The organism is Streptomyces sp. NBC_01092 (assembly GCF_045039535.1).
In the GTDB taxonomy this organism is placed as follows: Bacteria; Actinomycetota; Actinomycetes; order Streptomycetales; family Streptomycetaceae; genus Streptomyces.
Genome location: NZ_CP108659.1, coordinates 10,891,536 through 10,911,884, shown reverse-complemented (window position 1 = coordinate 10,911,884; position 20,349 = coordinate 10,891,536). Strand labels below are relative to the sequence as shown.

18 protein-coding genes and 2 pseudogenes are annotated in these 20,349 nt (G+C 65.9%); 9 read left to right on the top strand and 11 right to left on the bottom strand.

Annotated elements, in window-relative coordinates:
* Positions 1 to 295 precede the first annotated feature (295 nt).
* The 6 genes from OG254_RS48615 (at position 296) to OG254_RS48590 (ending at position 5,345) form a co-directional block, all read left to right on the top strand.
* Positions 296 to 1,150: a prephenate dehydratase gene (locus tag OG254_RS48615; RefSeq protein WP_405594583.1), complete on the top strand. Its 855-nt coding sequence runs from the start codon at positions 296 to 298 to the stop codon at positions 1,148 to 1,150.
* A 421-nt stretch (positions 1,151 to 1,571) separates the two neighbouring features.
* Complete coding sequence (locus tag OG254_RS48610; RefSeq protein WP_405594581.1) at positions 1,572 to 1,775, top strand: hypothetical protein; 204 nt, start codon at positions 1,572 to 1,574, stop codon at positions 1,773 to 1,775.
* A complete protein-coding gene (gene paaK / locus OG254_RS48605) occupies positions 1,775 to 3,112 on the top strand; it encodes a phenylacetate--CoA ligase PaaK (RefSeq protein WP_405594579.1) in 1,338 nt (445 codons plus the stop codon). Before OG254_RS48610 ends, paaK begins: the two co-directional genes overlap by 1 nt.
* Before the next feature lie 25 nt (positions 3,113 to 3,137).
* Positions 3,138 to 3,773: a TetR/AcrR family transcriptional regulator gene (locus OG254_RS48600; RefSeq protein WP_405594577.1), complete on the top strand. Its 636-nt coding sequence runs from the start codon at positions 3,138 to 3,140 to the stop codon at positions 3,771 to 3,773.
* Positions 3,774 to 3,796: 23 nt separating this feature from the next.
* The gene (locus OG254_RS48595; RefSeq protein WP_405594575.1) at positions 3,797 to 4,576 is read left to right on the top strand and encodes a hypothetical protein; all 780 of its coding nucleotides are present in this window, start codon (positions 3,797 to 3,799) and stop codon (positions 4,574 to 4,576) included.
* A gap of 301 nt (positions 4,577 to 4,877) precedes the next feature.
* Positions 4,878 to 5,345 (top strand): hypothetical protein, encoded by a 468-nt coding sequence (locus OG254_RS48590; protein WP_405594573.1) that lies wholly within the window; start codon positions 4,878 to 4,880, stop codon positions 5,343 to 5,345.
* A 62-nt stretch (positions 5,346 to 5,407) separates the two neighbouring features.
* On the opposite strand, the gene OG254_RS48585 is transcribed toward OG254_RS48590, so the two are convergent.
* The 4 genes from OG254_RS48585 to OG254_RS48570 form a co-directional block, all read right to left on the bottom strand.
* Positions 5,408 to 5,716, bottom strand: coding sequence for a NucA/NucB deoxyribonuclease domain-containing protein (locus OG254_RS48585; RefSeq protein ID WP_405595646.1), 309 nt, complete (start codon positions 5,714 to 5,716; stop codon positions 5,408 to 5,410).
* A 127-nt stretch (positions 5,717 to 5,843) separates the two neighbouring features.
* Positions 5,844 to 6,449, bottom strand: coding sequence for a hypothetical protein (locus OG254_RS48580; RefSeq protein ID WP_405594571.1), 606 nt, complete (start codon positions 6,447 to 6,449; stop codon positions 5,844 to 5,846).
* Positions 6,450 to 7,034: 585 nt separating this feature from the next.
* Positions 7,035 to 7,661, bottom strand: a complete 627-nt coding sequence (locus OG254_RS48575) for a hypothetical protein (RefSeq protein WP_405594569.1) — start codon at positions 7,659 to 7,661, stop codon at positions 7,035 to 7,037.
* A 204-nt stretch (positions 7,662 to 7,865) separates the two neighbouring features.
* Complete coding sequence (locus tag OG254_RS48570; RefSeq protein WP_405594567.1) at positions 7,866 to 8,915, bottom strand: hypothetical protein; 1,050 nt, start codon at positions 8,913 to 8,915, stop codon at positions 7,866 to 7,868.
* 204 nt (positions 8,916 to 9,119) lie between these two features.
* Here OG254_RS48570 and OG254_RS48565 point away from each other — a divergent pair, with 204 nt between their 5' ends.
* Positions 9,120 to 9,383, top strand: coding sequence for a helix-turn-helix transcriptional regulator (locus OG254_RS48565; RefSeq protein WP_405594565.1), 264 nt, complete (start codon positions 9,120 to 9,122; stop codon positions 9,381 to 9,383).
* 686 nt (positions 9,384 to 10,069) lie between these two features.
* Here the strand turns inward: OG254_RS48565 and OG254_RS48560 are convergent.
* From OG254_RS48560 to OG254_RS48530, 7 genes and pseudogenes are all read right to left on the bottom strand, one after another.
* A pseudogene (locus OG254_RS48560) lies at positions 10,070 to 10,806 on the bottom strand (transposase family protein); the annotation flags it as partial.
* An 80-nt stretch (positions 10,807 to 10,886) separates the two neighbouring features.
* On the bottom strand, positions 10,887 to 11,513 hold the full coding sequence (locus OG254_RS48555) for a hypothetical protein (protein WP_405594563.1): 627 nt from the start codon (positions 11,511 to 11,513) through the stop codon (positions 10,887 to 10,889).
* A gap of 320 nt (positions 11,514 to 11,833) precedes the next feature.
* Positions 11,834 to 12,898 (bottom strand): NADAR family protein, encoded by a 1,065-nt coding sequence (locus OG254_RS48550; protein WP_405594561.1) that lies wholly within the window; start codon positions 12,896 to 12,898, stop codon positions 11,834 to 11,836.
* A gap of 1,291 nt (positions 12,899 to 14,189) precedes the next feature.
* Complete coding sequence (locus OG254_RS48545) at positions 14,190 to 14,759, bottom strand: nuclear transport factor 2 family protein (RefSeq protein ID WP_405594559.1); 570 nt, start codon at positions 14,757 to 14,759, stop codon at positions 14,190 to 14,192.
* Positions 14,760 to 14,773: 14 nt separating this feature from the next.
* Positions 14,774 to 15,703, bottom strand: coding sequence for an aldo/keto reductase (locus tag OG254_RS48540; RefSeq protein WP_405594557.1), 930 nt, complete (start codon positions 15,701 to 15,703; stop codon positions 14,774 to 14,776).
* Positions 15,700 to 16,884: a type III polyketide synthase gene (locus OG254_RS48535; RefSeq protein ID WP_405594554.1), complete on the bottom strand. Its 1,185-nt coding sequence runs from the start codon at positions 16,882 to 16,884 to the stop codon at positions 15,700 to 15,702. Before OG254_RS48535 ends, OG254_RS48540 begins: the two co-directional genes overlap by 4 nt.
* A gap of 306 nt (positions 16,885 to 17,190) precedes the next feature.
* Positions 17,191 to 17,616: pseudogene (locus tag OG254_RS48530) on the bottom strand (transposase); the annotation flags it as partial.
* A 73-nt stretch (positions 17,617 to 17,689) separates the two neighbouring features.
* Between OG254_RS48530 and OG254_RS48525 the strand changes: the two are divergent.
* Entirely contained in the window at positions 17,690 to 17,845 is a 156-nt protein-coding gene (locus tag OG254_RS48525) for an FAD-dependent oxidoreductase (RefSeq protein WP_405594552.1), read from the top strand.
* Positions 17,846 to 17,878: 33 nt separating this feature from the next.
* Complete coding sequence (locus OG254_RS48520) at positions 17,879 to 19,603, top strand: aldehyde dehydrogenase family protein (RefSeq protein WP_405594550.1); 1,725 nt, start codon at positions 17,879 to 17,881, stop codon at positions 19,601 to 19,603.
* Positions 19,604 to 20,349 lie beyond the last annotated feature (746 nt).

The window sequence follows — 20,349 nt, the reverse complement described above, 5'->3', positions numbered from 1 at the left end:
ACGCGGCTTACCGACTTCGTTCACCGGCTGGCATGCGCTGCCACCCTGCGTACGTTCTAGGGCAGGCGGAACACCTCGATCCAGTTGAACCATGCTCCGTCATGGTGCTTGCCCCACCGGCGGCCACAGATGCCGCGCTTGCGATTGTCGAAGATCGCGACCTCGTGGACCTAGCTGTCGATCGTGAAGAACTTCCCGGCCGAATTACCCCAGCGGAAGTACGCCCCCCAGCCCTGCAACACGGGATTGAGGTCGCGACCACGGCCGCCAGTCGACACGACGGAAAGGTAAAACAGTGACAACCATTGCGTATCAAGGGGAACCCGGATCCAATTCAGCGACCCTCGCCCACGAATTGTATCCTGGAAGCAGCATGCTGCCCTGCACGAGCTTCGAACAGGCCCTGGACGCTGCGAAGTTTGGTGATGTCGGCCTCGCAGTGATCCCAATAGACAACTCCACAGCCGGACGGGTCGGGGACGTGCACCATTTTCTGCCGGATTCGGGTCTGTTCGTCGTCGCCGAACATTTCCTCGCCATCCGCTTCGACCTCATGGGCGTTGCCGGCAGCTCGCTCGACCAAGTGGAGTGTGTCCGCAGCCACGCGCATGCCCTAAGACAGTGCCGGAAAATCCTACGCGAAGGTGGCTGGCGCACGCTGGTCACCGACGACACCGCGGGGGCTGCCCGCGAGGTGGCGGAACTGGGTGATTGCCGGCACACAGCGTTTGCCCCGCCCGCCGCGGCGCAGCGCTACGGCCTGGAGGTTCTGCGATCAGGGGTGGAGGACGACCCGGACAACACCACTCGGTTCGTCGTGCTGTCCCGTGACGCCGCATACTGCCCGAGCACGGGGCAACCGACAATGACCAGTCTTTATTTCTCTGTACGTAACATTCCCAGCGCGCTGTACAAGGCGCTCGGTGGATTCGCTAGCAGCGCCGTGAATCTCACCAAGATTGAGAGCTACCAGATGGGCGCGGGCCTCAAGGCCAGTCGCTTCTATGTAGAGATCGAAGGGCACATCGACGAGCCTCACATCGCCCTAGCCCTAGAGGAACTGCGCTTCTTCTCATCCGAAGTACGCGTCCTCGGAGTGTACCCGGCCCACCCTCACCGTCAGCGTCGGGTACGTCAACTTGACGGCTGATCCTGGTGTTGAGTGCTCAGTCACGGCAGTTTGTAGTTCGTGATCTTCACATCGGTGTCAGGCCGTCGCGGCGGCAGTGATGTTGTCCCAACGGTGGTGGGCCAAGGCGGCTTGGTGCTGGTGGCACTCGGCCGTCCGTCAGCCGGTAGACAAGGTGGTAGAAATAGTGACAAAGACCAGTGCAGTCACTCCTGCGAAAGCTATGCCCGCCGCGGACGAAGCCTCCCGAAGGCTCGGCATCGAGCTGCTCGAGCACGGCGAGGGGGCCGCAGACCTCCGGATGACGGTGAACTCCGGCAATGGCGAGCGGACACAGGATCGCCCACGACGGCTATGTGCTCCTGGTCGCCAACCCGCCTTCGCCTGGGCATGCCGCAGCTACGGGCTTGTGACCGTTGGAGCCGGCGCCAGCATCGCCTTCGTGGCCCCCGCGAACGAGGGCGACGTACTCGTGGCGAGTGCCGAAGAACGCACTCGATTCAGCCTCAGCGGCATCTACGACGTCAGCGTCCGGCGCGGCGCCTGGGTGATCGCGGAGTTCCGCGGACGTAGGCGCACCGTCCGCACGATGAACAATGACACAGCGGCGACCAGGGCACCGAGCAGGACCACGAAGGAGTCGTGATGAGCAGCGATCCGATGGCCCCGGCCTCTCACCGGGGGGAAGCCCTTCCCTATGACCTGCTGGACGAGGGCGAGCGCCTGACCTGCGAGCAACTGAGGGAGTTCCAGCTCCACCGCCTGCGCGCTACACTGCGGCACGCCTACGAGAACGTGGAGCTGTACCGGAAGAAGTTCGACGAGGCAGGGGTGCGGCCCGACGACTGTCGCTCCCTGGAAGACCTGTCCGGGTTCCCCTTCACCACCAAGGCCGATCTGCGGGACACTTACCCCTTCGGCATGTTCGCCGTCCCGATGGAGCACGTCCGGCGCATACACGCCTCCAGCGGCACCACGGGTCGGCCGACGGTCGTGGGCTACACGGACAATGACATCTCCATGTGGGCTGATGTGATGGCCCGCTCGATTCGGGCAGCCGGCGGCCGCCCCGGTCACAAGATTCACATCTCCTTCGGATATGGCCTGTTCACTGGGGGCCTCGGCGCGCACTACGGCGCCGAACGCGCCGGGTGCACAGTCATCCCGGCCTCCGGCGGTATGACCGCCCGCCAGGTGCAGATAATCCAGGACTTCAAACCCGAGATCATCATGGTCACCCCGTCCTACTTGCTCACCCTGCTCGATGAGTTCGAGAAGCAGGGCATCGACCCGCGCACCAGCTCCCTGAAGGTCGGCATCTTCGGCGCCGAGCCGTGGACGGAGGAGATGCGGCGCGAGATCGAGGAGCGCATGGGCATCCACGCCGTCGACATCTACGGCCTGTCCGAAGTGATCGGCCCAGGCGTCGCTCAGGAGTGCGTGGAGACCAAGGACGGCCTGCACGTGTGGGAGGACCACTTCTACCCCGAGGTTGTCGATCCGATCACGGGCGCCGTCCTGGCTGAGGGTGAGGAGGGCGAGGTCGTCTTCACCTCGCTCACCAAGGAGGCCCTCCCGATCATCCGCTACCGCACTCGCGACCTGACCCGGCTCCTGCCCGGCACCGCCCGGCCCGCGTTCCGCCGGATCGAGAAGGTCACCGATCGATGCGACGACATGATCATCCTGCGCGGGGTGAACGTCTTTCCCAGCCAGATCGAGGAGATCGTCCTGCGTACGCCCGCGGTCGCCCCGCACTTCCAAATCCAGCTCACCGAGCGCGGGCGCATGGACCATATGATCGTCCGTGTCGAGGCCCGCTCGGGCGCCGGTGCTGACCAGCGCGCCGCCGCGGCCAAGATGATCGCCCAGGGGGTCAAAAACGGCGTGGGTGTCACCGTCGAAGTGGAGATCGTCGATCCCGAGACCCTGGAGCGGTCCGTGGGCAAGCTCCGCCGGGTCAAGGATCTCCGCCGGGCGTGACCGCTCTTCTAGCAAGGATAGCCAGGTGAGCAGAACGTCAGCACATAGCCCTGCAGACCGTCGCGACCGTCCCGTCTACGACCGCGGCTCCATCCTGGAGGTCGCCGTCGCGGTCTTCAACGAGCGCGGTTACGACGGCACGGGCATGGAAGAGCTGGCCAGGCGCCTGGGCCTGAGCAAGTCCAGCATTTATCACCACGTCTCCGGTAAAGGGGAACTCCTTGAGCTCGGCGTCGGGCGCGCGCTGGACGCCCTCTTTGCCGTCCTCGACGAGGATTCCCCCCAGGATGCATCCGGGGTGCCAATAACCACCGCGACGGCCTGGCTCAAGCATGTCGTGCACCGCAGCGTCGAGGTGCTCGCCGACGAGCTGCCGTACGTCACCCTGCTGCTGAGGGTGCGCGGAAACAGCGCCGTGGAGCAACGTGCGCTGGAGCGGCGCCATGAGTTCGACCACCGTGTGGCCGAGCTGGTGGCCCGCGCCGCGGCTGAGGGAGGAGTGCGTGGTGACATCGATCCGCACCTCGCCTCTCGTCTGCTGTTCGGCACTGTCAACTCGCTCATCGAATGGTACCGGCCAGAACGCGGGGTGCCGGCCCCGACTCTGGCGGATTCCGTCACCGCGATTCTTTTCAACGGACTGCGTGGCCAGGCGCAATGAGATGACGGCGAAGGAGGCATCGCATGGCCGCCACCCTCGACGCTCCTGAGCAGGCAGAGCGGCTGAAGCAGCTTGCCTCCGCCGCGTTCGCCCCGCTGCGCATCCTCCTTGGCGAAACGACCCGCGTTCCTGGTGCGGACAGCACCCTGCGCCGCACGAAGCCGGGCGAGGTACTGGTCACCAAAATCACTGGTAGCCCATGTACGGTGCTGCGCGACCGCTCCCTGATCGGTTCAGACGACCGGGATCTGGTGAAGGTCGCCCTCTGCGGCCGCGGGTGCGCCGGGGTCGAGCAGGACGGCCGCCAGTGCCTGCCGGGCCCCGGCGACCTCGTTGTGTATGAGACCACCCGGCCATACGAGCTGCACCTCTGGGTGCCTTTCGGTGTCGTCGTCCTCGATATGCCCAGGGCGCTGCTTGGCCCGCACACCGAACTCACTCGCAGCCCGTACGGCGTCGCCGGTCCGGCGGCGGCAGGTAGCTGGCGGCGGCACTGCTGCAGGAGGCGGCGAGCGATCTGGAGGCGTGCAGCGGCAGTGGAGGCCCGCACATGGCCGACGTTCTGGCCACGGTCGTGCTATCGGCCTGGCAGAGCAGCCTGTAGCCCTCCGCCCCACGGACAACTTCGCCGAGCGCATTTTCACCTACTGCCTCGGCCGGCTATCCGCCCCCAGCTCTCGCCGGAGTCGGTGGCGACGGCCCATCATGTCTCGGTGCTCTATCAGCAGCAAGTTCCGCAACAGCGCGGGGGTGACACTCGAGTCCTGGATCCGCAGCCGCTGGCTGGAACGGATCCGGCGTGACCTGGCCGACCTGGCGCTTGCCTAGCGTGTCCGTGATCATCGCCGGCTGCGGAGTTCGGCCGGCGAGGTTGGCTAGGTTCAACCTCGATCCATCGGGTGCCCGTGGCGGATCGCGGCCGGGGCCTGGTGGGTGGTCAGCAACACGACGTGCCCCTTGCGAGCCAGGTCGAGCGACCGCTCCAACGCGGGGAAGATCTCCAGCAGTTGAGCACGAAGCCGGTTATCTGCTGAGTGCGGTCGAACACCCGGTCCAGGCGGCGGCTGGTCAGCGAGAGCAGTGTTCTTAGTTGAAGGGGTCCTTGTGGCGCAGCTTGTCCGGCGGCAGCGCGTGAGCGCGTTCGTGGGGTACCACGCGTTTGGTCTGCAGGAGTCAGACGACGCGGAACTGCCCGTCCCCTTCCCCGACGACTTTCATCGCCACTCTTTCCTCGGCACCCATCCAGGGCGTCTGGACATCACCAGTGGTGGGCACACCCACACCGCCACGGTCGACGTCGAGGTGTGGGACGGGGCGCCGCCCCCGAACAATCCGGGCGACTGGGACGAGCAGGCCGAAGCCGATTTTGAGTCTACGAGCGGGCAGGTCGCGGTGTGGTCCATGCACACGGGCCGGATGGACGAGGTCATCACGCTGGCTGACGCCGGTGGCTCCTGGCGCGTGCGCGTCACCTGCGTTGGCCGGGCCGCGGCTGCGGCCCTTTCGGAGGGCGAAGGCACGGGTGCCGGTGTGGAGCGCTACCTCGTGCAGTTCTGGCCGGCCGACGCGTAGAACGCGGAACCGGGAGGGCGGGAGCGGTCCTTGGAGCCGCCCCCGCCGGGATGCGCATCCGGTCAGGTGACGATCTTGACGATGAAGCCGTCGTTCAATCCGTCGATGATGCGGTTCTTGGCGTAGTAGCTCTTCAGGATCAGACCGCCGGCCTGGTTGTCATCCCCTGGTATTGGCTTCGCGGAGAAGTTGAACTCCTTGGCCTCCGGGTCGTACTCCACCTCCGCGGCTCCTTCGTAGGTGCTGGCGAACGGGTACTCATCGCATTCCTTCCCGCCGCTGGTGTAGTTCGCTCCCCAGTAGCGCTTGCACTGCTTGACCGCCGCCGCCCTGTTCTTCTCGTTGCGGGAGCTGCTGACCGTCCGGTGCAGCGGTTCCTTGGCCGTCTGGCCGGGGGCACCTTCTTCGCGGACATGTACGGCTTGGTGTCCTGCGGGACCAGGAATGCCTGTCGGATGTGCTGGGCTTCTGCCCGTTCCTCCGCGCCCTGTTTGGCGCTCAGGGTGAGCGGGTTATGTAGCTGAACGTCGCAGCGCCCTTCCTGTCCGGGGTCCCGCCTCCGGTGGAGTTGGCCAGGTACGAGGCCGCATCCCAGCGAGGGGCGAGCATGAACAGGTTGCCGCCGTTGCCGTTGAGAGTCCAGGGCGCCGGGGCGGTGTACCTCACAGACGGCTCGTAGACGGCGAAGACGAGGTCAGCCGATCCCGTGCCCTGACCCGGCTTGGCAAGAACCGTCTGGTTGAAGGTGCCCTTCGCCCTCAACTGAGCGAACGTTCTCGCCCCTGCCGGCAGGTCGCCACCACGGTTGTAGCGCACGCCAGAGGGCCAGTTCTGTGGGGTGTTCCCTTTGGTGGTGATCGACAGTCCGTCGGCGGCGTTTCTGCCGCCCTTGAAGAAGTCGCTGAAGTGGTACGCGTAGTTGATCGTGCGGCTATTGAGCGCGACGGTGCCGATCACGCGAACGTTGAACATGCTCTCGCCCACGGGGCGGTTGTTCCGAAACCAGGTCTGGACGAAGGATGCCCCGTTGCACACCGCGAACCGTGACTTGACGAAGAACTTCTTCTCGGCGCCCAGACCCTTCGCGCACTCATCCAAGGTCATCTTCCTCGCCGGATCCGGAGCAGTTGCCCGGGGCCCCGCAGCCGCAGATGCCTCCCCCTGCTCTCCCTGCGAGGCCAAAGGCGAGCCGGACGCTCGTGTCGACAGCGAAGCGTAGGAAGCGGCAGGACCGACCGTCTCCTGCGCCAGCTGCGCCTGCGGCTCCGCAGCGGCGGCCAGCTACCGCAGCCGCGCCGTCCCCGTTCTGCAACTCCTCAAGCGACGGCATCGCCGACCCGAGGGGCAGCACATACGTCTCCACCCATAGCTCGCCGGCATCTGCCGCAGTCGCTGCCGACGGCGCCACCGTCAGCAGGGCTGCCAGCAGTATCACGGCCACGGCCTGCGCCGCGCGGCGTCTGAACCACGTCGTAACCATACGATCGAACCCTCGAGCTCATGCGGTGTCAGACCTGATGTCTGACACCGGGTCGGGGAAAGTCCTATCGAACGAGTTGTCGATTATCCGGCGACCCGCCTGTCATGGCGTGATCGCAGCCCCACTCTGACCGAGATCAACACTGCGGCCGACGCAGCGCCCCCGCTGACCGAACCTGGGGCAGGCAACCGCCCCTCCATGCATTGCTGTCAGCGGTCAGCCTCCGCGGCCGGTGCCTCGGCCTCAGGTGCATCCGCCGACTTGGGGGCGGTGTAGAACACGGACCTTCCTTGCTTGGTGCGCTCTGCCTGGCTCTTGGCCACGAGCCCTTCGAGCGTGACCCGCACGACCTTGTCCGCGAATTGGCGCTCGGGGTGGGCCTGGCCGAGCGCGGCGGAGATCTCCGCAGCCGAGCGCGGTTCCTTCAGTTCGAGGAGGTGGCGGCGAATGAGTTCGACCAGGGTGGGCTGGGCCGCCTTTGCGGCATCTGCCGGCTTGGCCACGGGCTTCTTGGGTGCTGTCTTCTGAGGTGCGGCGGTGGACTTTTGGGCCTTTTGCTTCCCGCCGCGCGCGGCGCCGGTCTTCTGTCGGGGCGAGGGCACCGCGGCGCTCTCGGCCTCTGCTGCGGGCTGGGCCGGCGCCTGGGTGACGCCGAGCGCCTGCTGCACGTTCACCAGGACCGTGTGGTCGTGCTGCACGGCGGCAAGTTGCTCTTGCAGGGACGCGATCTCCGCAGTGATACGTTCCTGCTCTTTCGCATTGCGTTCGAGGTCGTTGGTCACCTGGGCGACGTACTGCGATGTCAGTTCAGTGGCGGGAGTCGTTGTCTCGGGCATGGGGCTGACCCTTCCTCGGTGAATGAACGTCCTGCGGGGCTGTGCCACATGGAAGTGAACGGCCCTCTTGGGCGAGGTATCGGCGGCCCGACGGGAGTGCCGCAAGTGCCGCTAGATGCCTCGGCGTACAGATGGTACGGACAAACAGCACTGGTTGTTCGTGCCAGGTGCTGTCTTCTTACTCTTGAGACAGTCTCACAATTCTCATGCCTGGTGTCCGCGAGGCAGTGCGACGGAACGTGGCTGGGTCTGCGGCTGGGACAGTTGCCAGAACACCTCGTCGGTCTCCCGGTTGTGCTTCCATGCCTGCAGGGTGCATGTGGTCACCAGCCGGTCAAGCAGGTCGCCGGTCTGCTGAGGGGAGTGCCCGCAAAGGCGGCTGAGGGTGTCCATGTCGGTGGTGTGTTCGGCACGGGCTGCCAGCAGGAGAGCGGTCAGCCGCAGCGCGGGCGCTGCGGTCGGCAGGACCAGGGGAACAGGTCGCAGCGCCCAGTCGGCGGCGCGGCACCGGGCGCGGCGGCCGGGCGCCTGGTCAAGCATTGCGGCATCGAGCAGCCACACCTGCACAGGCAATGCACGGAAGTCCGGCAGCGTAAGCCAGTCGGCATGGGCCAGCTCCAGCCACAACTCGCGGTTCCCGCGCAGGCGCATGCCCCGCAACAGACCCGTCGGCAGCTGGACATGACCGCGGGTGTCAGTACGCAGCGCGCACTGCAGAGCCAGCAGCCGGGCGGCGGGGGAGGTGAACCGTGGCAGTGCTGCGCCTAGGTAGGTGAGCATCTCCCGCACCCGCACCCGCACCCGCACCCGCACCCGCACCCGCACCTGCACCCGCACACGCTCCTGGAGTCGGGTGTAGGACCGGCGTGTCGGCGTGGACAGGCAGGGGGAGGCAGGCGGCCGGGAGGAGCCGGGCAGGGTGTCAGGCACTACGGCCGTGGTCGCCGCAGCGCAGGCCGCGCAGGTGTCAGCCAGCCGCCAGGCGCGGCCGCTGCGGTCGCGGGTGAGGGCGAGCAGTACCGGCCCCGCGCAGCCGCGGTGACGCGGATGCCACCGGCAGCCCCGCGCTTGGCACTGGCAGCTGCGCAGATGGGCGGGCAACGCGTCGGCGCGGGCGTGGCAGGCCAGATGAGCCAGGACCGCCGACCGTGCGGAGGATCCCGTGAGCGAAGACGTGTGGGCGGTGCAGGCGGGGCAGACGAGTGCGGGGCCGCCCGGTCGCGGACGCAGTTCCACTGTCCAGATGCGTCGCACTGCTGCGTGCGTGCCGGCGAGCCTCATGGGCTGGTCGTTCTCCCGTCTGTCCGTGCCCGAGGTGGTCGGTCCCGCGGCGCCAGAGGGCCGGGGAGACGCACGGTAGTGCAGCGCCCTGCACCTTGATCGGGCGTTCTTACTCCCAGTCAAATAGTGCAGAGGTCTGCACTGACAGGGCAGGTCTCTGCACCGTCGGATGGTGGAGTGGCGATCTTGCCGCCCGACCCCGACCTCACCGCGCTGCGCGTCAACCTCGCGCGCCTGAGGGCCGAACGCGGCTGGACCTTCGACGAACTCGCCAGCCGCAGCGGCCTGGCCCGGCGCACCCTCATCGACCTCGAACACGGCCGCACCACCGGCACCGTCACGACCTGGCGCGCTCTCGCCCACGCCTTCGACGTGCCCATCGAGCGCCTCCTCGGCACCCTCTGCGACGACCACACCCCAGCCGGCACACACGGCTCGTGACGCCTCGGCACTCCCGCCCCGGGATATCGGGCAGGTCACCCGATCCGGCGAGTAGACGTCGAACATAATGCCGTCAACGAGATCACCTGTTCGATGGCATTGGGCTGATCAGGGGACACGAGTCCCACCGCGTTGCGCATCGCCGTGTGTCGCCTGGCACGGTCCGGGCCATGTGCTCCACGGCCACCCCCGTCGGCCGCTACTGGGACGGCAGCCCCCGCAACACCCGACGCCCCCGCCACCCGGGCGGGAGTCGGGGCGGGCGGTCGCGCACGTTTCTGCCTCGGCCCGGTCCTGGTCGGTCAGCTGGTTCAAGCACCCGCTCGGCGATCACCAGTTCCTCCCGCTCGGCCTGGACCTCATGCAGCTGCTTGGCCAACTCCTCGGCCCGGCACGCCCAGTTCAATCCGGCGAGCCGTGATCCGCTCCGGCTCCTCCACGCCCACGCCCTCCCCGCGACATCCCTGCGCCCCCCTGTGCCGACCCGGTGACGGATGGTAAGAGCGGGACGGTCGCCGGCGCAGCAGAACCCGACAACGGCTCCGGCCGGCACGGCAGGCAATCTTCACCGTGGACACCCGCCGACGACCAGCATGAGTATCCCGCCCACCCCTCACACCAGACCCGGACCTGCGAACTTCACGTTGCACGGACCACTGTGAACGTGCCTTCGCCCAGCTGAAGTCCTGGCGGCTGCTACGGCGAGCACGCCGGGACTTCGGCTGGGCGAAGGCGTGTTCGCCGGGAGCCCGGAGTCGTGCGTGGTCGCGGTTGAACTGCTGGTAGTGGAGCGGCTGGATGCTGTGGTGGTTGTAGGGGGTGCGGACGGTGGCGCCGGCGCCCTGGTAGGCGCGATCCGTGAGCACGGGGATCTGCCGGGTCAGGCACGCCTGGATGATGTCGTGGGCTCGTGCTGCGGTCAGGTCGTGGGTGCGTCCTGGTGTCGCACGCGAGAACCAGAGCGGAGTTCCGTCCGGCCGTGCGATGACCTGGACGTTCATGCCGTGTTTCCTGTGCTTCTGGGAGTAGTACGGCTCATCGGTCTTGATGCGGTCAGTGGGAATGAGGGTGCCGTCGACGATGACGAAGTCGCCTTCGCCCAAGCCGGCGAGGGCTTCGTGCAGGCCGGGCGCCCAGGAGGCGAGTATGTCGATGGTCTCGTCGACGTAGTGCCAGGCGGTTGCCTCGGACACCCCGAATCCGGCGCCGACCTGCCGATACGTCTCGTTCTTGCGTAGATGGGCCAGGGCGGGCAGGGCCTGCCGGAAGCAACTCAACGTCCGCCAGGGTGAGCGCAGTTCACGCCTTCGGGCGTAGATGAGCCAGGAGACATGCTCGACAAGCTCGTACGGGACGTCGAGCATGGAAGGATACGGAACCAACAGGGCCCCTCGGTCGCCGGTGTGATGAGTGAGATCACCACGCCAACGACCAGGGGCCCTGCCTCGTCACCACCCCGCCCGACCTGCCCATTTCACCCTCCCGCCCCAGGATGAAAGAGGCTCACTCACGAAAAAGGTCAATGACTTCCTGAATGAGGTTGGCCAGTTCCACTTGAGATGAACTGATCTTGGCATATTCTAGGAGTTCGACTGTTACTTGGAGATCATGCTTTCGCAGTGCAACACTGATCAGACGATCGTCCAGTTTTGAGGGCCGCGTCAACTCCGTTATCCGGCGGAGGTACATTTCCTGCCGGGCTTCTATGAGGCGATCGCTCGGGGAAATTGGGAAACCTCCTTCTGGTATGTAGTTGCTCAGTAGTTCCAGAAGTTCGGGGAAGTTCTCGCCAGCGTTCCGGTAGACCGGCGTCTGCTCACGGCCCACACCGAGCCGGTTGCTCATGACTGCTTCGCAGTAGGTTGCCACATCGATGGGATGCGGTAGCAGGCCAGCGCACATCCAGCGTGTCCGCTCCCGGAATGGCTCAACCGCTTCCAGTTCGGTGCACCATCCCGAGATCCCAGACCAATGCAGTACCTGATTGGGCTGCCCTAAATTGCCTACCGAGAAGGAAATATCTCCCTCGGTATCAATGAATCGGTAGTCGCCATCTTGGTATGGCCCGATGCTGCGTATCAGGTTCACTGCTATGTCTCGCGACGAAAGCTCTTCCGATACGGCAGCCATGTAGTGACCTACCGCCAGAGCCAATTGAACCGAATTGGGCGACCTAATAATCACGGGACTCCTAACAATATGCGAGATATTCTGAGGCGTAGCTTCAGCTTCCTAAAGAATTCTTGCCCGGTATTCCCAGATGCGGGTAGCCCCAAGGCGAATCACTACAGGTCTAGCTGACATAGAGCCTCCACCGATCCCGGAGCGGTTCAGGGAGCGGTTTCATCCCGATGAATACCGATTCCTCTCTCGGTCAGAGCCCAGAGTTTAGGTGTTGTTGTTCTCTCGAGTGTCCCTGGTAACCCCGGAAAGACAGTAGCCCTCAGCCCTCACAGCGCAAGGATGGAGCGCTCCGCATGGAATTCGGAGCGCACAAGTTCCAGAAGTCTTCCGATCCAGTTGCGCCCGTCGCCGCGGTTCTCACCCCAGTAGTGGCTATGACTAATGTCGGTGTAGTACAAGGGGGCATCCCCGGTGGCCAGTAGCTCATCGGCCAGAGTGGGGTGTTGGTGGTACTTGGCCTGCAATAGCTTGAGCATGACGGCCAGACGGCATTCGACCCAGTTGGCCCGCGTGGGCGCTTTGGTCGCCAACTTGCGCGCCTCGTATACGTTTCCGGCTCTGCGGATGGCGTCCTGCGCTTTCGGATCGTTGGTGGACAGACTCCAGAAGGCATGCGTGACCGTCGGATACCGCACGTCATCAATGCGCAGGGATACAGGATATTCATTGGAGAGGACCAGCGGGCCGGGATCATCCGGCCATTCCGAAAGGGGGTGTATCACGATGGCTGGATCCCTGTGTCTTTTCTCCCCCGTTGAGGTTCCGAACAAGGAATCGACGGCCGCGAATCGCTCCTTGTAGTGGTTCAGCGCCCAGGTACGGTCATATTCAGACGCCGACCTGTCACGCAACCCGCCGATCAGTTCCTCAATCCCCACTATGGTGTGGTGTTGGGAGGGTGGGACTTCCAGATAGGCATCACGCGCGAGCGCCCTGTCATTCTCACTCTGACTCTTCAGGAAATCCTTCACAGCCCTGAGGAAGCGATCGGGCGACGTTGGTCGGCCATTCAGGCGTTCGATCTCATCGCGTACCTCCGCGAGCAGCCATTTGGGCTTGGTGTGGGTGTGTGTGCGGGCGAATTTCCAGGTGAAGAGACCGGATGCCTCCCCTGTGGTGCCCTCCTCGATTTCCGTGGCAACCCATCCGCTGCGCAACCTCGCACCGAACTCCTCCAGGGTGACCAGGCCCCCGCAGTCGATCATCCCGTCCGCGAAGATCCGAAGGTCCGTCAGGTGGTAGCGATCCCCGTAACGGACGAACGCGTGCCTCGTGACTCCGGCGATACGTTCGTCATCCACAAAACGGTAGGTGGGGGGGCGGCGCGTCATCTGGGAGGGCCTTCCTGAGCTCGTCGTGGGACTGGTATGTACGCGTGCGGGCTGCGCGGAGGGACGCGGAGAAGGATTCCTGCAAGCCTCTGGCTCAGCCTGGCGGCCGCCCGGGCACCGTTCGTCTTACTCCACTACGGTTCCTCGTCGCACGCGGCATGCATGGCCGCATCCGAGCCGGGTGGGATGTGGCCGCGAAGCGGAACGCGCCGCTGTGTTTCGCCGTGTGGAAACAGGGGCCTGTGGTCAAGAGCGCCTGATATCGCGCCCAACCGTCGTGAACCTGGCATGTGAAGTGCCGCGACGGCGACTGCTTGGCACAGCACCTCGCTTGAGTGGTACCGCTCATCTGCGGGCCGCTCTCTGGCCTCCACGCATGTGAGTGCCGCTCACTGGGTCCGTCCATCACGGCAGTCCGATCTCACATGACTCAGCCGCTGCCGCTGGCTCGCTCATGAACATCCGGATGTCGGTGTTCTCGAATTCCGCGCCACGCGGTTGGCTCCGGTCAAGGATCGAACCGAGCCAACCGAGCAGGAACCCCGCGGGAATCGCGATGAGGCCCCTTCCTGTGAACAGGGCGCTGAGCAGGTCGTCCTGGCCGGTGGCGTGGCCCGCCGGTGGGTGATGGGATCGGCGAGGGTTTTGCCGGATGTGGGCGAGGGCCTGGGTGTGGCGGCGGTTGCTGTGGGGTGGGGAGCTGGTTGAGTAGGTGTCTGCCGACGCCTTGGGCGAGTCCTACGAGAACGGTGGTGAAGTCGTCTGCGGTCCGGTCGACTTCGCCGGGCGGCAGTGCCCCGCAGAATCAGGTCTGCACCGCTGCGTGGATGCCCAGCCTGCGCATTTCGACGGGCACGTCGAGGACCTGTCCGTCGCCAACCGGTGGTGGCGGTCCCGGCGGCTGTGGGCTGGATCGCGCGGCGGGATTGCCTGTGCCAGCTGCTTGGGCAGGTGGCAAGGCCGTCGCCGACCAGGGTTTGGACCAGGGCGTTGATCGGCCCACCCTTGTCGAAGGTCCGGTCATCGCTCAGCATCTGTCGTGTCAGGTCCGTGTCGCAGACTCTAACCAGGCACTTGCGGCCGACTTGGTAGCGGACCAGGCTGTTGTGCGCGAAGGACTCTAGGAATCCCACTGGGGTACGCCGCAGCCGCAGGGCGTGGCCGATGACCGGCAGTGCGGACGCTGAGCGGCTCGTGCTGTCCATCGTCATCGCGGCTCCTGTCCTCATTGCGGTTTTTCGGAGGGCCTTCGTCCAGCGGAGCGAATGCGGCGGCAGACACAACGTTGGGGTCACATCGACACACACTGCCGGCGCTTTCCGGCCAGGCCTTCGGGTCGGGACGTCGCCCTCAAGAACTCGTACGACAGTGCCCGGCGGCCAGCGGCCGCTACGCATCCCAGGACGGAACGGGTCTTCCGTCCGCCCCGGGCGGGCGTGGGGGTCAGGTGTTGTTGGGGGGTGTTAGGACGGCTGTCATGGCCGGTGCGTCGTAGGCGTTTTCCCAGTGATTCGACGATGCGGCCGTCCTTGAAGAGCCACAGGCCGCAGAACGGCATGGCGGCCTTTTGCGGGTGGCGGATCCGCAGGACAGCCAGGACGGCGCCGAAGTGGTCCTTGGCCACGATGTGCTGGACCTCCATAACGAGGGTGCCGCCGGCGGCACCCAGCAGGGCGTGCTCGTGGGCCATGACCGCGTCCTTGCCGACGCAGGGGCGCGGGTCCTGCGAGGTGCGGGCGGCGCGGTGCAGGACGACCTCGTCGCTGATGTGGTCCTTCATGCGGGTGAGTTCTGTGTAGATAGTCCGCAGGATCTCCGTGTGGGGGTGGACGCGGGCTGAGCTCTGGGGGGTGGTGGTCACGGCTGTGCTGCCTTTCAGGCCGATGCGTGGGCGGTCGGGCGCCAGGGTGTCTCCTGGGAGCAGCGCTCCGCTATATCGGCCCACTGGTCGGCGTCGAGGACGAGGTCGGCTGCCTTGATGTTCTCTTCGAGGTGGCTGACCGATGTGGTGCCCGGGATGAGCAGCGTGTTCGGTGAGTGGTGCAGCAGCCAGGCGAGCCCAACTTGGGCCGGGGTGGCTCCGACCTTTTTCGCCACCTCGGTCAGCGCACCCGAGGGCTTGACCAGGTCGCCGTGGCCGAGCGGGAACCACGGGATGAAGGCGATGTCGTGTTCCTCGGCGTAGCGCACGGCTGCTTCGCCGGACCGGTCCGCAATGTTGTAAAGGTTCTCCACGGCGACGATGTCCGCATACGTGCGAGCCTCGGCGAGCTGCTCCGTGGTGACTTCGGGCTGCCCGGACAGGCCAATGTGGCGGATCTTGCCCTCTTCTTGGAGGCGCACGAGTTCGCCGAGCTGGTCGGCCAGGGGCACAACAGGATCGATACGGTGGAGCTGGTAGAGGTCGATACGTTCCACTGCGAGCTTGTGCAGGCTCAGCTCGACCTGCTGGCGCAGGTACTCGGGGCGGCCGAGGGCGACAATGTACGGCGCCCTGCCCTCCTCACGGACCCAGTCCCTGGGGCCGGTGCGCAGCATCCCGCCCTTGGTGGCGATGACCAGGTCCTCGGGATAGGGATGCAACGCCTTGCGGATGATCTGCTCGTTGTAGTCCGGGCCGTAGGAGTCGGCGGTGTCGATGAAGTTGACGCCGAGCTCCACAGCGCGCCGGAGCACACGAACAGCCTGGTCCGGGTCCTTGGGCGGCCCCCAAATGCCCGGGCCGGTCAGATGCATGGCGCCGTAACCCAGGCGGTTGACGGTCAGGTCACCGCCGAGGGACAGGGTTTTCGGTATAACAGTCACAGGCAATTCCTCATTTCCTGACGGGGTCTCGGGATGCCATGGCTGACCAGCGGCGCGGGCTTGGCCGTCGGCAGCGCACTGGCGCCGGGAGCCGCCGGATGCTTTAGTGCGGCTTGCAAGGAAGTTGGCGGGAGACTGTCGGTGGTCCATGTGCCCAGGGACGCTTCGGCTGTGATGCCGGGGCCGAACCCGGCGAGCAGGCCGCGGGCCCCCTCGGAGGGGCCCGCGTCGAACAGGCGGCGCAGGGCAACGAGCACTACCGCCGAGGCGATGTTGCCGTACTCGGTCAGCGTGGCCCAGCTGTGGCGGAAGGCCTCCGGCTCCACCGTCAGGAAGCGGCTTAGGGCATCCAGAATGCGGGGCCGTCCGGCGTGAATGACATAAAAATCGAGCCGGGAAGCATCCCAGCCTTGGGCGTCCGCCAGGGTGTGCAGGCAGGGCGCCAGCATGGACATGGTTCCCGGAACACGCCCGTCCAGCTCAAAATGGAACCCGGTGGGCTTGACGTCGCAGCAGATCCAATCTTCGGTTTGCGGGACGAGATAGGAGGAATTGCGCTCCAGCCGCATCCCCGTGCCGCCCGTGCCGCGCATTACCGCGGCAGCAATGGCATCACCGAACAGCCCGTTGGATAGCAGCGAGCCGATACCAATGTCCGTGGGTTGATAGCACAGCGAGCAGAACTCGCAGGCGATGATCAATACATTCGCATCCGGGTAAGCCATGCAGAAATCATGCGCCCGGTTGATCGCCGCACCGCCGGCCGCGCAGCCGAGCTGGGCGATGGGGATCTGCCGCGTATCGTTCCGGAAACCCATAGAGTTGATTATCGACGCGGTGAACGGAGGCATACCAAAACCCGTGCACGACACGAAAACTATCGCATCGATATCCTCTACCGCCACGCCCGCCGACACCAGAGCCTGTGCCACCACCGAGGGAACACGAGCCCGCGCCTCACTCATATAGATCCGGTTACGCGCCTCAAACCCTGGATGCTCCAACGTTTCCTCGAGCGGCCGGATCAGATGTCTCTTTTGGACACCCGTATTCTCAATCATGCGCAAGGCCAGCGACAGCCTCTCATGACCGGCATGCAGCTGACGACACAAATTCAGCGTCTCATCCATCGAAACGGTGTACTCCGGGACCCAAACAGAAGGCCGACACAAAGTAGCCAAGGAAAACCCTGCTCTCTCGGTTCAGTCGGATTCAGGAGCGGGCAGTGTCGATGGCCGCTCAGGCCCCTCGTCTCGACTGGAATGTACTTAGCCGCCGAGGAAGGCCAAACGAAAAGCCACAGCCATTTAAAAACTGACCGCTGAAGAATGGAAACAGACATCCGCCGACGATGGGTAGAACGGGCACAATGCGTGCCCTTTTAGCCTCAACCTTTCGTGACGCTCCGTTGTTTCTCCGGCTGGACCGTTTCAGTTGTCCGACTACTTACTGAGCGTTTGGTCCGGTGATTCGTGTTTGGTCCCGGGTCAGGTTCCGCGCCAGTTCGGGGTGGCTTCGCCGGTGAGTCTGCGGGCCATGAGGTCGATCATCGCGAGGTGGATCATGGCTTCGGAGCGGTGCGGGTGGGTTTCGTAGTCCCGGGCGAGGCGGCGGTGGTGCATGAGCCAGCCGATGCTGCGTTCGATGGTCCAGCGTCTCGGGATGATCGTGAACCCGCTGGCGCCGGGCGGGCGTTGGACGGGATGGACGTCGATGCCGAGGCGGGCCCCGTGGTCGATGGCGGTGGTGCGGTAGCCAGCGTCCACCCAGGCCTTCGTGCTGTGCGGGTGGGCGGCGGCGATGCGGGACAGCAGGGTCACGCCGGCTGCGGTGTCGGAGACGCTGGTGGCAGTGACGAGCACGGTCAGCTGCAGGCCGTCAAGCACATCGGGCCGAAGGCGACCCACCGTTCGATGTCGTGGGGCAGGACTGGACGGCCGAGGAGTTCGCCCGCGGATGTTACGCTGATAGGGTCGGTGTAGGTGCTTGGACGCAGTACCGCACGGCTCTCTTCTGACCGGTGAGCGAGGCCGTGTCCACTGGGCGGGCGCCAAGACTGCCGGGACATGGAACGGCTACGTGGACGGTGCCCTTCAAGACTCCCGCCGCGCTGCGGCCGGAGTCTTCGCCGAGCTTGCCTGACGTCATACCCCGACCCGTGAGCGAGGCCGTGCCATGACGATCCACCCTACCGTCGGCAATCCCAGCCCGGACATCGACGCCCTCGTTGCCGGACTTGCCTCCGGCGCGCGTGCCTGGGTCCGGACACCCATGTCCGAGCGGCGGAGCTTGCTCCTCGACGTGGCCGCCGCAGTCTCGACCGTGGCAGACGACTGGGTGCTTACCGCAGCCGGGATCAAGCAATTGGATTCCCGGGCCTCGTTGGTCGGGGAGGAGTGGATCAGCGGACCCTACGCCGTCATTACATACGCCCACGCGCTCCAGGATACCCTGCGGCGCCTGGACGAGGGATCCGACATCCTGGCCGACAGCCGTATCAGCCCGGCCCCGGGCGGTCGGCTCGCCATCCAGGTGCTCCCGTACAACACCTTCGACAAACTGCTCCTGAACGGCTTCCACGCCGAGGTCTGGACGACACCCGGCATCACCAAACGTGAGCTACGGTCCAAGGCCGGCCTCGGACAGCGGGCCCCTGAGCGCAACAACGGCGTGGCTCTGGTCCTCGGCGCGGGGAACATCTTCTCCATCCCGCCCCTGGATGTGCTGTACCAGCTCTACGCGGAGAACCGCACCGCCGTACTCAAGCTCAACCCCACCACCGATCCACTTGCCGATGTCTTCCGGACGGTCTTCAAGCCGATGATCGACCGCAATCTGGTCGAGATCGTCACCGGTGGGCCGGACGTCGGCGCGGCTCTTGCGGACCATCCCGGGGTCGCGGCCGTCCATATGACCGGCAGCGCAGCCACGCACGACACCGTGGTCTGGGGGACGGGTGACCAGGCGGCGGCCACCAAGGCATCCGGCACGCCGAAGCTGGACAAGCCGATGACCAGCGAACTCGGCGGCGTCGCCCCGATCATCGTCGTGCCCGGCACGTGGACGGCGGCAGACCTGCGCTTCCAGGCCGAGCACGTGGCCACCCAGCGCCTGCACAACAGCGGCTGCAACTGCATCGCTGGGCAGATCGTCATCCTCAGCTCCGAATGGCCTCAGAAGGACGCCTTCCTCGATCAGCTCCGGCAGGCGCTGGCCAACTCGCCCGCCCGGCCAGCCTGGTACCCCGGCCACGAGGCCCGGGTCAGCTCCGCCCACGCCCTGCACCCCGCCGCCGAGAGAGTCGGCGGCACGCCAGAGCGCACACTGCTCACCGGCCTAGACCTCACCGACGCGAACGAGTCGGCCTTCTCGACCGAGTACTTCGGGCCGGTCCTCGGAGTCGCGGAGCTGCCCGGCACCGGGGCCGATTTCCTCGACGCCGCGGTCGCGGCCGCCAACGACCGGCTCCACGGAACCCTAGGTGCCAACGTCATCGTCCACCCGAAGACGATCCGAGCACTCGGCGACCGGCTCCGCGCGGCGGTCGCCGATCTGCGGTACGGCACCATCGGGGTCAATGCCTGGACAGCCCTCGGCTACCTCATCCCTCGCGCCACGTGGGGAGCCTTCCCCGGGCACACCCTCGCAGATGTGCAGAGCGGGATAGGTGTCGTCCACAACGCCCTGCTGCTGGACGACACCGAGCGCACCGTCGTCACCGGGCCCTTCCGGCCGACGCCGCGATCGGTGCTGAACGGTGAGATGTCCATCTCCCCGAAGCCTCCGTGGTTCGTCACCAACAAGACCGCCGCCCGCACCGGCCGGCTCCTCACCGCATTCGCCGCGCGCCCACAGTGGCGGAAACTGGTCGCTATCTTCGCCTCCGGTCTACGGGGTTGAGGCAACGGCTCGTCGCAGCTCACTCTCACTTGAAAGGCTCGTCCGGAGTGGAGCATCAGTTTCTGCAAGGTGCGGACCCCTTTTGAGGTCCCCCTGCCTGCGATGCCGTGAAGACTCTCTGCCGCAGTCGCCGTACTGACTCTTCCTGGGACTGCCAGTCGACGCCCCCCCAGTGAGGTCCGTGCAACGTGAAGTTCGCAGGTCCGGGTCTGGTGTGAGGGGTGGGCGGGATACTCATGCTGGTCGTCGGCGGGTGTCCACGGTGAAGATTGCCTGCCGTGCCGGCCGGAGCCGTTGTCGGGTTCTGCTGCGCCGGCGACCGTCCCGCTCTTACCATCCGTCACCGGGTCGGCACAGGGGGGCGCAGGGATGTCGCGGGGAGGGCGTGGGCGTGGAGGAGCCGGAGCGGATCACGGCTCGCCGGATTGAACTGGGCGTGCCGGGCCGAGGAGTTGGCCAAGCAGCTGCATGAGGTCCAGGCCGAGCGGGAGGAACTGGTGATCGCCGAGCGGGTGCTTGAACCAGCTGACCGACCAGGACCGGGCCGAGGCAGAAACGTGCGCGACCGCCCGCCCCGACTCCCGCCCGGGTGGCGGGGCGGGCGGTCCTGCGGATCCCGCACCGCAGCGAGAATCCCGACGAGGCCGCGCTGCCCGCTGACTACCGCAAGATCCTGGCGATCGTGCGGGCCGCCGACGGCCCCGTCCAGGTCAGCGCGGCTGGAACCGCTGCGCGCGAAGATGACC

Excerpts from the sequence above, each read along its gene's own strand:
- OG254_RS48520 (WP_405594550.1), top strand. The coding sequence starts at position 17,879 with ATGACGATCCACCCTACCGTCGGCAATCCCAGCCCGGACATCGACGCC.
- OG254_RS48580 (WP_405594571.1), bottom strand. The coding sequence starts at position 6,449 with ATGACCTTGGATGAGTGCGCGAAGGGTCTGGGCGCCGAGAAGAAGTTC.
- OG254_RS48595 (WP_405594575.1), top strand. The coding sequence starts at position 3,797 with ATGGCCGCCACCCTCGACGCTCCTGAGCAGGCAGAGCGGCTGAAGCAG.
- paaK (WP_405594579.1), top strand. The coding sequence starts at position 1,775 with ATGAGCAGCGATCCGATGGCCCCGGCCTCTCACCGGGGGGAAGCCCTT.
- OG254_RS48550 (WP_405594561.1), bottom strand. The coding sequence starts at position 12,898 with ATGACGCGCCGCCCCCCCACCTACCGTTTTGTGGATGACGAACGTATC.
- OG254_RS48575 (WP_405594569.1), bottom strand. The coding sequence starts at position 7,661 with ATGCCCGAGACAACGACTCCCGCCACTGAACTGACATCGCAGTACGTC.
- OG254_RS48555 (WP_405594563.1), bottom strand. The coding sequence starts at position 11,513 with ATGGCTGCCGTATCGGAAGAGCTTTCGTCGCGAGACATAGCAGTGAAC.